The organism is Trinickia sp. Y13 (assembly GCF_029522115.1).
GTDB lineage: Bacteria > Pseudomonadota > Gammaproteobacteria > Burkholderiales > Burkholderiaceae > Trinickia.
Genome location: NZ_JAKWFK010000005.1, coordinates 142,994 through 156,267 on the forward strand (window position 1 = coordinate 142,994; position 13,274 = coordinate 156,267).

The 13,274-nt window shown below is 62.6% G+C and carries 11 protein-coding genes; 6 read left to right on the forward strand and 5 right to left on the reverse strand.

Translation table 11 applies throughout. The features are described from left to right. Positions 1-52: 52 nt before the first annotated feature. On the reverse strand, positions 53-778 hold the full coding sequence (locus MMB74_RS11465) for a pirin family protein (protein WP_277428755.1): 726 nt from the start codon (positions 776-778) through the stop codon (positions 53-55). A 216-nt stretch (positions 779-994) separates the two neighbouring features. Further along, positions 995-1,927, reverse strand: coding sequence for a LysR family transcriptional regulator (locus tag MMB74_RS11470; protein WP_277428756.1), 933 nt, complete (start codon positions 1,925-1,927; stop codon positions 995-997). 186 nt (positions 1,928-2,113) lie between these two features. Between MMB74_RS11470 and MMB74_RS11475 the strand changes: the two genes are divergently transcribed. Further along, positions 2,114-2,929 (forward strand): alpha/beta fold hydrolase, encoded by an 816-nt coding sequence (locus MMB74_RS11475; protein WP_277428757.1) that lies wholly within the window; start codon positions 2,114-2,116, stop codon positions 2,927-2,929. Here MMB74_RS11475 and MMB74_RS11480 read toward each other — a convergent pair. Both MMB74_RS11480 and MMB74_RS11485 read right to left on the reverse strand, forming a co-directional pair. After that, positions 2,926-3,921, reverse strand: coding sequence for a DedA family protein/thiosulfate sulfurtransferase GlpE (locus MMB74_RS11480; RefSeq protein WP_277428758.1), 996 nt, complete (start codon positions 3,919-3,921; stop codon positions 2,926-2,928). The genes MMB74_RS11475 and MMB74_RS11480 overlap by 4 nt on opposite strands. A 286-nt stretch (positions 3,922-4,207) precedes the next feature. Further along, positions 4,208-4,516: a DUF4148 domain-containing protein gene (locus tag MMB74_RS11485; RefSeq protein ID WP_277428759.1), complete on the reverse strand. Its 309-nt coding sequence runs from the start codon at positions 4,514-4,516 to the stop codon at positions 4,208-4,210. Between the two features lie 186 nt (positions 4,517-4,702). Here MMB74_RS11485 and MMB74_RS11490 point away from each other — a divergent pair, with 186 nt between their 5' ends. Then, complete coding sequence (locus tag MMB74_RS11490; protein ID WP_277428760.1) at positions 4,703-5,518, forward strand: creatininase family protein; 816 nt, start codon at positions 4,703-4,705, stop codon at positions 5,516-5,518. Positions 5,519-5,569: 51 nt separating this feature from the next. Next, positions 5,570-6,754 carry a YncE family protein gene (locus MMB74_RS11495; protein WP_277428761.1) on the forward strand — a complete coding sequence of 395 codons (1,185 nt, stop codon included), beginning with the start codon at positions 5,570-5,572 and terminating at the stop codon, positions 6,752-6,754. Positions 6,755-6,770: 16 nt separating this feature from the next. On the opposite strand, the gene MMB74_RS11500 is transcribed toward MMB74_RS11495, so the two are convergent. Next, on the reverse strand, positions 6,771-7,178 hold the full coding sequence (locus tag MMB74_RS11500; protein ID WP_277428762.1) for a DoxX family protein: 408 nt from the start codon (positions 7,176-7,178) through the stop codon (positions 6,771-6,773). Positions 7,179-7,342: 164 nt separating this feature from the next. Between MMB74_RS11500 and MMB74_RS11505 the strand changes: the two genes are divergently transcribed. From MMB74_RS11505 to MMB74_RS11515, 3 genes are all read left to right on the forward strand, one after another. Further along, positions 7,343-8,236 (forward strand): LysR family transcriptional regulator, encoded by an 894-nt coding sequence (locus MMB74_RS11505; protein WP_277428763.1) that lies wholly within the window; start codon positions 7,343-7,345, stop codon positions 8,234-8,236. A gap of 61 nt (positions 8,237-8,297) precedes the next feature. Continuing rightward, positions 8,298-9,440 (forward strand): porin, encoded by a 1,143-nt coding sequence (locus MMB74_RS11510; RefSeq protein WP_277428764.1) that lies wholly within the window; start codon positions 8,298-8,300, stop codon positions 9,438-9,440. 440 nt (positions 9,441-9,880) lie between these two features. Next, positions 9,881-13,270: an EAL domain-containing protein gene (locus MMB74_RS11515; protein ID WP_277428765.1), complete on the forward strand. Its 3,390-nt coding sequence runs from the start codon at positions 9,881-9,883 to the stop codon at positions 13,268-13,270. Positions 13,271-13,274 lie beyond the last annotated feature (4 nt).

The window sequence follows — 13,274 nt, forward strand, 5'->3', positions numbered from 1 at the left end:
GCGGCTCGAAGCCGGGCCCGCGTGATTGCCGCGGTGCCCCGGCTTCGATTCGTCACTTCAACGTCGTCTCCCGCGCACGCAGATCGAATACGAGCACCTCCGCCGAATCGCCATCGGCGAGCGTCAGCGCCGCCTCCTCACGCAGCTTCGCGCCGTCGCCCGCAGTCAACCTGATGCCGTTGAGCGTCACCTCGCCTTGCGCCACGTGCACGTATGCATAACGGTCGCTCGGCAGCGCTAGCGACACCGTCTCGTCGCCGTCGAGCTGCGCCGCATATACGCGCGCATCCTGCCGCAGCGCAAGCGAGGAGCCCGAACCGTCTGGCGAAAGCATGAGACGTAGCTGCCCGCGCTTCTCTTGCGGGTTCACGTGCATTTGCTGATAGCGAGGCTGCGCCCCCAGCGCCGATTCGGAAGGCAGGATCCAAATCTGCAGAAAATGCACGGGGTGATCGGCCGACGGATTGAATTCGCTGTGCGCGACGCCCGTGCCGGCGCTCATCAACTGCACGTCGCCCGGCACGATCGTCGAACCGTTGCCCATCGAATCCCGGTGTTCGAGCGCGCCCTCGAGCACATACGAGAAGATCTCCATGTCGCGATGCGGGTGGCGGCCGAAGCCTTGGCCCGCGGCGACCCGATCGTCGTTGATGACGAGCAGATCGGAAAAGCCCGTTTGCTCCGGGTCGAAGTAGTTGGCGAATGAAAACGTGTGCCGCGAACTGAGCCATCCATGTTCTGCAACGCCGCGGTCGGCCGCTTTCCTGATCTCGATCATTATCGTTTCTCCGAAACGTTAGGACGCCGAACGAATAAAAGCTTGCCGGTGTCGATGACTAAGAAGTCTAGGCCAATGCACGGTCCGCAAGAAGACTCACCGTACACACTCACCGTCTCATGGGTGGGACAATCGCATTCGCACTGCCGATGGATCGAACGCGCTGATGGGCTGGGTTGGCGGAGCATCGCCGATCGCTCCCGGCCCAGTCGCTCCTTATGCACGCCTCTGCTTTCGGGATGCCGTGGGCGCGCCGATGGCGCGCGGCGCCCGCTCGGCCAGATAGCGCCAAAGCCGCTCGGCGACCGGCCCGTGAGGCCGGTCGGCGCGGCGTGCGATGACGATTTGCTCGCTCGCCCCCGGCAGATGACGGTTGGCCAAAGAGCGCAGCCGCTCGCGCAGCAGATCGTCTTCGATCAGATAGCGCGGCAGATGCCCCCAGCCAAGCCCCTGCAGAATGATGTCGCGCTTCATCGATTGATCCGCGACGGTGCATTGCGCGGCGCCTTCGATCACGAAATAGTTGCGCGCCGGCGTATGGCGCGCGGTATCGCGCATGACGCATTGCGTCAGGTCGCGCAAATGCTCGGGCCTGACGGCGCGCGGCAGTCCCGGCGGTAACGACGCCGGGGCGATCACGGGGACGAGCGCGACCTTGCAGATATCGACCCATTCGATACGCGGGTCGGCCTTGTCGACGGCGTGGACGATCAAGTCGGCATCGCCGTCGAGCAGGCGTTCCTGCGGGCCGGCGACGGCTTCCAAGTGCAGATGCAGGCGCGTGCCCGGGCACCCGCTGAAGAAGCGGGCGAGCAGCTCGAGCGCCGGCTGCCTCGGGCACAAGTCGCCGATCACGACGTGCAACGCGCTTTCTTCTCCCATCGCCAACTGGGTGGCGTAGGTGCGCAGCCCCTCGCATTCGCTCAGCAACGTTTGCGCTTTGCGATGCAGCGCGCGGCCCTCGGCGGTCAAGCGCACGCGGTAGCCGCTGCGATCGAGCAAGGCGAGGCCCAACTGTCGCTCGAGTCTTGCCACGGCCGCGAAGACGGCCGGATGCGACCGGTGCAACGCGGCGGCCGCCGCTTGAAATCCGCCTGCGCGGACGACGGCGTCGAAGCACTGCAGGTCGTGCAGTGTGAATTCGTTCATGGCGACATGGCTCCGGTCGAAACGCGCGCTTCAGGATGGCGCGCAGCGCAGCTTGCGTGGGCCGGGAAGTAGGCCGCCAAGCGGCATTACAAAGAATATCAAAACTTTGTAATGTCTTTTCGGAGGGTGCACGCCTACGATGCCGGTACCGAATCGAGTGATTCGACTCACGAGGAGAGACGCTTTATGGAAGATCTATCGTTCTTCACTACCGGCGACGGTGTCCGCATCGCTTATCGCTTTGACGGACGCGAAGACGCGCCGGTACTGATGCTGTCCAATTCGATCGCAACTTCGTTGCATATGTGGGACGGCGTGATGCCTGAATTTGCCGAGCGGTTTCGCGTGTTGCGTTACGACACGCGCGGCAATGGCGCTTCGCAAGCGCCTGCCGGGGCCTATTCGCTGGATCGTTTCGGGCGCGACGTCATCGAGCTGCTGGACGCGCTTGGTCTCGAACGCGTGCACTTCTTGGGGTTGTCGCTTGGCGGATTCATCGGCCAATGGCTGGGCGTGCATGCACCGGAGCGCATCGATCGGCTCGTGCTCAGCAATACGTCCGCGCATCTTGGCCCGGCCGAGTATTTCGATCGCCGAATCGCGGAGCTCGCGCGCGACATCGAGATGACCGAGACGGCCGAAGGGTTCATTCGGAACTGGTTTCCGGCGCGCATGGCGGATGCCCGCCTACCCGTGGTCGAGGCGTTTCGGAAGATGGTGTTGGAAACGTCGGCGCAAGGGCTGGCCGGAAGCTTCGCCGCGGTGCGCGATGCCGACTTGCGACCGGTCATCGAGCTCGTGAATCGGCCTACGCTCGTCATTGCCGGAGAGCACGATACGGTCACAGCCGCCAGTCACGGCGAAGCGATTGCCGCGGCGATACCCGGCGCACGATATCTCGCGCTGCCAAGCGTTCATCTGCCCAACGTCGAAGTGGAGCGCGCGTTCGTCGACGCGGTTCTAGGGTTTCTTGCCGAAGACGTGTCGAGCGCGCGCGACTAGGCTGCTCGAGGGGGCGAATGGCCTTCGGCCCGACCCTCGTCCTCCGCGCGAAGCGGCAGCGAGGCGACGGCCCGCCCGGCGTCACGCCAGGCATCGATGCCGCCTTTGAGCGGCAAGACATCGTGAAAGCCCGCCTCGATCAATTTTTTCGCCATCCACGCCGCGGAAACTTCGTTCGGACACGAGCAATAGATGACGACCTTCTGATCGGGGCGATAAGCGGCAATGATCTCGTCCAGCCGCCGTTCGTCCGCCAATTGCGCGCCCGGGATCACATACGGTTCGAGCTGCCGTTTTTCATCGGAGCGAATGTCGAGCACGACCGGGGCTGGTTCGCCCGACATCAATGCATGCAACTCGTCCTCGGCGATGCGCGCGTCGACGAGTTTGGCGTTGAGCGCGCGCCGCCGCAGCCAGCGATAGCCCGCGTAAGCGGCCAGCAGCGCCGCGACGACGAATAAGCTGCGGGGGCCCAAGCGGTTGAAGGCGCCGAGCAGCCAATCGACCTGGCGCGAGACCATCACACCCACGGCCAAGCCGAGCGTCGCCCAGATCGCCGCGCCGATGCCGTCGTGGGCGACGAACGCGCGAAAAGGGACGCCCACTGCCCCGGCCATCGGCACGGACAACAGCGACAAACCCGGCACGAGCTTGGAGACGGTCAGCACGCGCACCCCCCAGCGGCCGAAAAAGCGTTCGGTTTTCTTCACGCAGGTATCGCGCGAGAGCGAGAGGCGGCACAGTGTTTTGAGGGTGGCGCCCCCGTAGTAGCGGCCCGCAAAGAACCAAACGCTGTCGCCCGCGACCGACGCGAACACGGCGAGCACGAGCACCGGCAGCAATTGCGCGCCGATCGACGCCGGGTGCAACGCGGCCATGGCGCCGAATGCAATGAGCGTGGGCATGGCGGGCACAGGCAACCCCAGCGATGCCGCCAGCGCATTGACAAAGACTAGGCCAGGGCCGTAGCGCGCGACTAGATCGTGGAGCATTCGGGTTTTCCTCGCGGTGAGCGGCCGCTGGCAGGCGGCACTCGCGAATTATGCCGCGATCGATGCGTTGTTGCGCGCGAAGCACGAACGGACGGCGGCGCAGTCTGCCGCGCGGGACGAGGTCACCCGGGCGGGCGGAGACATACGAAGAACGCACAAAACGCGAAACCGGCTTGTCGTCGTGATGACGAAGCAAGCCGGTTTCGCTTCTATACGGTGAAGCTGCCTCATCTCGACCTGTACGGCCAGCGGGGCACCGCTGCGCGCCACTTCACGGCGGCTCAACTTAGTTGCCGAAATACAGCGACTTGGCATTGCCCGCTTGAACCGGCGCGCCCGCAGCCGACGAACCGGCGTGAACGCCGCCGACCGCTTGATCGTTGCCGTTTTGGGCATTGACTCGCGCTTGGATCGTTTGCGCATCCGTCGGGTAGTACGGGTCGTTGCTGAAGCTGCGCGCGCCGCCGGCTTGCTCGAATTGCACGAGCTCGGCCTTGACTTGCGCACGGCTCACCGGTGCGCTCGATTGGGCGAAGACGGCAACGGGAGCGGTCAGAGCGGCGGCGATGACGACGGATTGAATGAGCGATTTCATGGTAACTACCTCCAAAGTTTGTTTGTCCTGGCTGTTGCATCGGGTTCGTTGTGTGGAACCGATGACTGCAGTCTAGCGATCGAAGGCGCTAGGGTTAACGCCTAATTGGAGAAATCATCGTTACAAATTTGGTCATAATCGACGCGCTGTCCAGCGCATCATTGCAGCTTCATTGCGGAGTTCGGCATGCGTTTATCGTTACGAAAAGCTTTCATTGGCATCGGCCTGTCCGTATTGCAAGTTCATTCGTTCGCGCAAGCACCCGATACGGTTCAGCTCGAAGCGCTGACATGGACGGAGTTTCGCGATCAGATCGCCGCGGGGAAAACGACGATCATCATCCCCATCGGCGGCACCGAGCAAAGCGGACCCTACGTGGCGCTCGGCAAGCACAACGCGCGCGCTCAATTTCTTGCGACACGCATCGCTCGGGCGCTCGGCAATGCACTCGTCGCGCCGGTCATCGCTTACGTTCCCGAGGGCGGCTATTTGCCGCCTACCTCGCACATGCGCTTTCCAGGCACGATCACGGTATCTGACGATGTCTTCGAGAAAACGTTGGAGTCGGCGGCCAACAGCTTCAAAGTGCATGGCGTCAAGAATGTGGTATTTCTGGGCGACCATGGCGGCTATCAGGACGACATCAAGCGCGCGGTGGCGCGTTTGAACAAAGCATGGGCCGGCTCCAAAGCGCGCGCTTTCGCACCGCCGGAGTATTACGCCGAGAGCTCGGACGGCTATGCGCGCACGCTGCGAGAGAAGGGATATCGCGACGACGAGATCGGCACGCATGCGGGACTGGCCGATACATCGTTGCTGCTCGCCGTCGCCCCGAACATGGTGCGGCTCGATGCGCTGCGCCACGCGCCGAAGCTTGGCGCGGCCGATGGCGTCTACGGTGGAGATCCGCGGCGCGCGAGCGCCGAATTGGGACGAATAGGTATCGATGCAATCGTTGTCCGCACGACCGAGGCTATCCGCAAGGAAACGGCGGACCGTTGAAACGTGGGCTTCGCCGCATGCCTGCGGCCACGGCCCTGAATAGGAGGCGAGATGCGCTTGAAAGGCTTTCGGTACACGCACTTGGCATCGGCTATCGGCGCGGCGCTCGTCGGCGCGTCGATCGCCTTCGGGGCAAGCGCGGCAGCGGCATCGACATCGACGATACGAACAGTGCCCGGCATGCCGAGCGTGGTCGACGCGTCGAATCTATATGGCGAGGCGCGCGCGAATCACCTGAGCCCCGCCGTGGCCGGCGCGCTGTCGCGCGTCTATGTGCCGAACTTGCGCTCCAACGATGTGTACGTCATCGATCCGTCGACGTTCAAAGTCGTCGACACGTTTGCCGTGGGCCGCAGTCCCCAGCACATCGTGCCGTCGTGGGACCTGCACACGCTATGGGTGACGAATAACGCCGAAGGCCGCGCCGACGGCAGCCTCACGCCGATCGATCCGGTTACCGGCAAGCCCGGGCCGGATGTGACGGTCGACGATCCCTACAACATGTATTTCACGCCGGACGGCAAGGAAGCGATCGTCGTGGCGGAGGCTCACGCGCGGCTCGATTTTCGCGATCCGCACACCATGCGGCTGCTATCGAGCCTGGACGTGCCCGAATGCAAGGGCATCAATCACGCCGACTTTTCGATCGACGGCAAATACGCGATCTTCACTTGCGAGTTCGGCGGCAAGCTCGCGAAGATCGACATGGTGCAGCGTAAGGTCGTCGGTTATCTGGAACTGCACAAGAAGGGCATGCCACAAGACATTCGCGTTTCGCCCGACGGCAAAGTGTTCTACGTGGCCGACATGATGGCCGACGGCGTGTATCTCGTCGATGGCGACAGCTTCCAGCGCATCGGCTTCGTCCATACCGGGGTAGGCACCCATGGGCTGTATCCGAGCCGCGATGGCACGAAGCTGTACATCGCCAATCGCGGGTCGAACCACGTGCATGGTTCGCGGCACGGCAAGGGCAGCGTCTCGGTGCTCGACTTCGCCACGCGCCAGGTGGTGGCGAACTGGCCGATTCCAGGCGGCGGCAGTCCCGATATGGGCAACGTCAGCGCCGACGGTAAGACGCTATGGCTCTCAGGGCGTTTCGACGATGTCGTCTATGCGTTCGATACCGCGACGGGGGCAGTCAAGTCGATTCCCGTCGGCATGGAGCCGCACGGCCTGACGGTATGGCCGCAGCCCGGGCGGTATTCGCTCGGGCATACGGGCAACATGCGTTGAGAGGGTTGGCCGCGCGCTATGCGTTGCGCTTGGCCGGGCGTAGCGCGTAGGCGCCATCGCCCAGCAAGAACAACACGATAAGGGCGACGGCCCAAAACATCGGGTATTCCCAGCCGCCGCCTTTGTTCGTGAAGAGCCAACCGTTCGCCCCGTGAACGAGCGCGATCGTGCCGAGCATTTCCACGGCGAGCGGCACGGCTACCCACGGCGCATAAATGCCGAGAATCAGCGCGAAACCGCCGAATAGTTCGAGAGCGATCGTCAAATAGGCCGCGACGGCTGGCAAACCGAGCGAAGCGAAATAGCCGACGAAACCCGGCACGCTGAAGACGAACAGCTTCAGGCCCACGTGCGCGAGAAACAGCACACCCAGGCTGACGCGCAGCAAGAGCGCGGCGAGCGGCGCGGTTTTATCGTTGATCATGATGGTCTACCGTAACGGATGAGAAAGATTGCGGGGCGCGCATACCAACGGCGTCCCTCGATTTCCGGGCGCGAAGGTCCGTGAATGGCGCAACGATACGTTTGCTGCCGGCGCCGATCAACTCGACTATGATTCATCCACCATTTACTCCTGGTTGACGATGGATGGATACGCTAACGAGCATGCGGGTGTTTCGCCTTGCCGTCGAACTGAAAAGCTTCGCGGCGGCGGCGCGCAGGCTCGATATGTCGCCTGCGATGGCGAGCAAGCACGTCATGCATCTGGAACGCCGCTTGGGCTCACTGCTGCTCAATCGAACGAGCCGGCATTTGAGTCTCACCGAATCGGGCGCTACCTATTTCGAGCACGTGCGTCAATGGCTCGACGAACTGGACGACGTCGAAGCGGCGGTCGCGCAATCGACGGCCTCGCCGCACGGCACGCTCAAGCTCAGTGTGCCGGTTTGGATGGCGAACCCCGACTTCGTCGGCGTGTTGAACGATTATCGAAAGCGCTATCCCGACGTCATGTTCGATGTGGATCTGTCGGGGCGTTTCGTCAATCTCGTCGAAGAAGCCTTCGATCTGGCGCTGCGTGTGACCAATCCGCTTTCATTGGGGCCGGCGCTCATCGCGCGGCCGATTGCACCGGTAACGTTCCATCTCGTCGCTTCGCCCGCCTACTTGCGCGTGGCGGGCGAGCCCCCCGATGCACGAGCGTTGGCTAGTCATACCGTCCTTGGCTATTCGATGCTGCCGGCCAATAATACGCTGGAGGTCGAAGGACCCCGGGGCCTCGAAGCACTGAAGTTCGATCCTGTCTTGCAGACGAACAACGAATCGTTGCTACGGCTGGCCGCGCTAGAAGGCATGGGGCTCGCGTTCTTGCCGAAGGTGCTGGTTGCGCGCGATTTGGAAGCGGGCGCATTGGTAGCGGTGCTGACCGACTATCGCTTTTTCGGCACCAAGCTCTATGGCGTTTATCGCCATCGCAAGTACCTCTCCCCGAAGGTGAGGACCTTCTTGGATTTTCTGTGCGACGATGCGCGCTTGCGCTGATGTGTGATGCTCGAAAGCGCGGCCGTATATCGGTTTGGCGGCGACATTCAACGGAGGCGCAATGTTCGAATCGTGCGGTTCGTGTGATCGGCGTGCGCGCTGGCGCGGAGCAAAAACCACCCAGCTATTCTGCGGTGCAGTGCTGCTATGGGCGACGAGCGACGCCTGCGCGCAAGGGACGGTGCAACTCTACGGCATCGTGGACGACGCGCTCGCGTATGTCTCCAACGAGGGCGGCAAGCATACATGGACGCAGACGAGCGGTGTCGGGCAATCCAACCGCTGGGGGATGCGCGGCGTGGAGGCGCTCGGCGGCGGCTGGCGTGCACTGTTTCGCCTCGAAAACGGTTTCACGATCAACGACGGACGTTTTTCGCAAGGCGGCCTCGAATTCGGAAGGCAAGCGTTCGTCGGTCTATCGAGCGACCGGTTCGGGACATTGACCTTTGGCCGGCAGTACGACTTCATGGCGACGAACCTGACGCAATTTGCGGCGGCCTCGCTCACGCCGTCGGTCTTTGCATTTCACCTGGGCGATCTTGACCGTCTTGGCGCGGAACGCGTCGATAATGCGGTTCGCTACGTCACGCCCGAGATCGCCGGATTTCAGTTCGGCGCACTCTATTCGTTTGGCGGTCAACCGGGCAATTTCGTCGCGAACAGTGCGGTGGCTTTTGGCGCGACCTACGCGCGCGGGTCGTTTCGCGCCGGTGCGGCGTATGTGGGTATTCACAATGTCGCGACGCCTTTCGGTATCGGCACGAGCGTGCTCGGCGCTTCGCTCGTCGGCACGGGACCGCAAGGACTGCTCTCGCCGTTCAAGGTGTTCGACAAGTTGACGGTTTCCGGTTTCGGTGCGGGCTATCAATGGGGGCCTGCGTTTTTGCACGCGCTCTATACCATCGTCGATTTTCGGCAGGATGGCGCGAGTGCGTCGCTACGCACGGCAGAAGGAGGCGTGAAGTATTCGCTGAGCTTCGCTCTGTCGGTGGCGGGTAGCTTCGCGTATTCGAACCTCGGCGATGCCCATTGGAATCAAATCGCGGCTGGTATCGATTACGCGCTGTCCAAACGCACCGATATATATGGCAGCGCGGTGATGTTGCGTGCGAGTAGCGGCGTGCGCGCGCAATTATTTTCCCTGCCGGCGGCAAGCTCGAATTCTCAAACTGTCGTGTCAGTCGGTCTGCGGCACCTGTTCTAGGGGTAATTTGCTACGCCGCCTTTTAACAAAACGTTTATTTCGAATTTCCCCATTTTTTAACCGTCGACCTAAGAAATTTCACGGCGTGTGTTTATGGGTTGGGTTTCTTTGACTTGCATCAAAGTTGGCGTGCGTCATTGTTCGTACATATACAGTCATAAAACATCGAACATGATCCACGGAACGCCTGAGAATGATTTCGGGTAGTTTTGCCTTGGCGCTCCCTTTACTAAGCACGCACGCCGCAGTTCGACATGTTGCTGAATACGACACGTCCGGCGATCGATCAACACAATGCGACGCAATGCGTTGCGGACCCGAAAGGCGCAGCCGCCTGGGCCTATGCGGACAGCATGCGCGCGTCGAACTCGTGCTGGTGCTGGTGCGCTGGGTTTGGGGGCTGCGGTTGGGGAGCGGATGTGGGACCTTTTTTCGAACGCATGAGGCACGCTTATCGCGATTGGTTTGCCCAGGGTTTAGCACTCGGCGTGCTCGCGCTTGCGTTGGCCGCCACGGTCACCGTTTATTCGCTGTGCCAGCAGTTCGTGGATCGGGAGGCCCGACTGCGGTTTGAAAACGATTCTCGCAGCGTCGAGCAGCAAATTGCCGTTCGCGTGCGCCTTTATACGGACGTGCTGGTCACGATGCGCGCATTATTCGGCGAAGACGCGCAGGTGACGCGGCAGAACTTTCGTGATTTTGTCGATGGGCTGGATTTACCGGGGCGATATCCCGGATTCCAGACATTGAATTATGCGTTTTTCGTTCGCGCCGCCGATGCCGATACATTCAGCTCGGCGCAGCGCAAGGATCCGATTTTGCAGCATGAGGGGATCGATTTTTCGATTCATCCGCCCGGTATCCGCGACAGCTATGACGTCCTGACCTACCTCGAGCCGCTCGGCGTCAACCGCGAGGCGGTTGGTCTGGACATGGATGCGACGCCGCAGCGGCGCGCGGCAATGGAAGCGTTGCGCGATACGGGCGAACCGGTCAGCAGCGGCCGATTGATCTTCGACGAGCGCGGTGCGCCGTTCGTCGGATTGGCGATGCGCATGCCCGTTTATCGCAAGGGAACGGAGGTTTCCACGGTCGCGCAGCGCCGTCGTGCCTATATCGGGTCCGTGGGGGCTGGGATCCGCGTCAACGACATGATGGACGGGGTGCTCGGCGCCAACACGCTGCGCGTCATCAAGTTCAAGATCTACGACGCCGGCGGTTTGCGCGGCCCGGCGACACCGCCCTCGAAGGAATCGCTGCTGTACGACAGCGTGAGCGGCGTGGCGCGTCATCACGCCGCGACGACCGGGGGGCTCACGCGCGCTCCGATGCGCGCGGCGGCCGTAGCTGCGCCGATCGCCCCGTTCGCACCGCAAGCGGTCCGCACGGCGAAGCCGTATCGGCTGCAACGGCGCGCAGAGCAACCCTTTGCCGGGCGACGCTGGGTGATCGAATTTTCGGCCGATGTCGGCGCGCTGAGCGGCACACAGCGGGTCTTGCCCAATCTCGCGTTGATCTCGGGGCTACTGATCAGCGCGTTGCTGGCGGTCTTGGCGTACGCGTTGTCGACCTCGAGGGTCCGAGCGGTCGAGCTGGCCGATCAAATGACGCACGATCTGCGCGAGAGCGAGGCAGCACGCGCCGAGGCACAGCGCATTGCGCATCTCGGCGATTGGCTCGTCGATGTGGATGAGGGTCGGGCGCATCTGTCCAAAGAGATGGCGCGCTTGATCGGTTCGCCATGCCAAACCCAAACCCTCAGGGCGCTGCTGCGAACGATCGAGGCGCCGGATCGGCGTTTGCTGATCGAGCGCGCGTGCGCGACGTCAGCGACGCGCGATGCGTTCGAGATCGAGTGCCGCTATCGTTCCCGGCGTGGCCGGCGCGGGTGGCTGCGCGTGATCGGCCATGCTTACGGCGCCACCGGATCGCTCCGCTTGCGCGGCACCGCGCTTGAAATCACGAAGCAGAAGTCGATCGAGCGAGCAAGGGAATTGGAGCATACGTTCACGCTCTATCTTGCGACCGCCGGCAACGAGTTCGACGTATGCCGGCATCTGATCGAATCGATCGTCCGGGGCATGGGTTGGGACGGCGGCGCTTTCCGTCCGACGCCCTCGGGCATCAAGCAATTGCTGTGCGCCACGTCGGCCGCGCTCGATAGCGAACTGGAAGCGTGGCTGCTGGCCTATGCGCCCAGTGCGACGAGCGAGGAGCAGGCCCCGCCGGCGCCGTGTTGGACTGCGTTGCGCCCGGCGGATGCGGCGGGGTGGCTCGTCGATGCTCGCATCGCCACCACTTTCTCGTTCGCATTGCGGATGGGTTCGGTCGTAGTCGGCGTGGCCGAGTTTTATTCGCGCGAACGACGCCATGTCGAACCGCAGGCGCTGGTGGTGGCGCGCTCGATCGTCGGCCAGATGAGCCACTTCCTGCAGCGCCGCCAAGCCGAGGAGAACTTGCATTTCCTGGCTACGCACGATGCATTGACGGGCCTGCCCAATCGCTTGATGTTCCGGGAGCATTTGGATGCGCTGCTCGCGCATGCACGGGCGGACGCCACCGCGTTGCACGTGCTCTTCATCGATCTGGACCGGTTCAAGGACGTCAACGATTCGCTGGGGCACAACGTCGGCGATTTGCTGTTGCGGGCGGTGGTGGCGCGTTTGCATGGCGCGTTGACGCACAGCGACATGATCGCTCGCCTCGGCGGCGACGAGTTCGTCGTGCTCGTCAAGCAGGAGAGCGACGGGTTGACGGTCGTCATCGAGACGATCGACGAAATTCAGGCGGCCCTCGCTCAGCCATTCACGATCGGCGGCTCGCAACTCCAAGTAAGCGCGAGCATTGGCGTGAGTTCATTCCCTGGCGACGGCGACGATGCTCAGGCCTTGCTCAAGCACGCCGACATGGCGATGTATGGGGCGAAACAGCGCGGCAAGAATACCTATCAAATGTATGTGCGGCAGATGAGCATGTCGCTGCATCGGCGCGTGGAGATGGAAGCTCAATTGCGGCATGCAGTCGATAACGGCGAATTCACGCTCGTCTATCAGCCCCGTATCGATTTGCGCTCGAACCATTGCACGGGCGTGGAGGCATTGTTGCGCTGGAACAGTCCGGTGCTCGGCTCGGTATCGCCCGTCGATTTCATCCCGGTGGCGGAGGAAACCGGCGCGATCGTGCCGATCGGCGCTTGGGTGTTGCGCGAGGCCTGCCGGCAGGGGGCGCAGTGGCGGGCTCGGGGGATGGGTCCGATTCATGTGGCGGTGAATTTGTCGGCGCGGCAATTCGCCGATCCGCGGCTGCACGAAAGCATTTTGGAGGCGCTCGAGGATGCCGGGCTGCCAGGCGCGTTTCTCGAACTCGAACTGACCGAAAGCATGGTGATGCGCCATCCTGAGCAAGCGGCGCGCTGGCTTGCCACGATCAAACGCACCGGCGTGCGGCTCTCGATCGACGATTTCGGCACCGGCTATTCGTCCCTCGCGTATCTGAATCGCTTCCCCATCGATACCGTCAAGATCGATCGCTCGTTCATCCGCAATGTGCCCGACAGTCATAGCGACACGCAAATAACGAGTGCGGTGATCGCGCTCGGCCATAGCCTGGGCCTATCCGTGATCGCCGAAGGCGCCGAGACGCAAGCGCAGATCGATTTTCTCCGTAAGGAAGGCTGCGACGAGGTGCAGGGCTACTTCTTCAGCCGTCCCATTCCCGCCGACGACGTCGAAAGTTTTCTTGGACGTGTGGCGGCTTCCGGTCTCGAGCTAGCGAGACCGCCAACAACGGGAGCCGACGTCAATCGACCACAGGGCTCCCACCATGTCTAGAAGG

Bases quoted from the DNA above. Each gene is read 5' to 3' on its own strand.
- MMB74_RS11490 (WP_277428760.1), top strand. From the start codon at position 4,703: ATGCGTTTATCGTTACGAAAAGCTTTCATTGGCATCGGCCTGTCCGTA.
- MMB74_RS11480 (WP_277428758.1), bottom strand. From the start codon at position 3,921: ATGCTCCACGATCTAGTCGCGCGCTACGGCCCTGGCCTAGTCTTTGTC.
- MMB74_RS11500 (WP_277428762.1), bottom strand. From the start codon at position 7,178: ATGATCAACGATAAAACCGCGCCGCTCGCCGCGCTCTTGCTGCGCGTC.
- MMB74_RS11505 (WP_277428763.1), top strand. From the start codon at position 7,343: ATGGATACGCTAACGAGCATGCGGGTGTTTCGCCTTGCCGTCGAACTG.
- MMB74_RS11495 (WP_277428761.1), top strand. From the start codon at position 5,570: ATGCGCTTGAAAGGCTTTCGGTACACGCACTTGGCATCGGCTATCGGC.
- MMB74_RS11465 (WP_277428755.1), bottom strand. From the start codon at position 778: ATGATCGAGATCAGGAAAGCGGCCGACCGCGGCGTTGCAGAACATGGA.
- MMB74_RS11485 (WP_277428759.1), bottom strand. From the start codon at position 4,516: ATGAAATCGCTCATTCAATCCGTCGTCATCGCCGCCGCTCTGACCGCT.
- MMB74_RS11470 (WP_277428756.1), bottom strand. From the start codon at position 1,927: ATGAACGAATTCACACTGCACGACCTGCAGTGCTTCGACGCCGTCGTC.
- MMB74_RS11475 (WP_277428757.1), top strand. From the start codon at position 2,114: ATGGAAGATCTATCGTTCTTCACTACCGGCGACGGTGTCCGCATCGCT.
- MMB74_RS11510 (WP_277428764.1), top strand. From the start codon at position 8,298: ATGTTCGAATCGTGCGGTTCGTGTGATCGGCGTGCGCGCTGGCGCGGA.
- MMB74_RS11515 (WP_277428765.1), top strand. From the start codon at position 9,881: ATGAGGCACGCTTATCGCGATTGGTTTGCCCAGGGTTTAGCACTCGGC.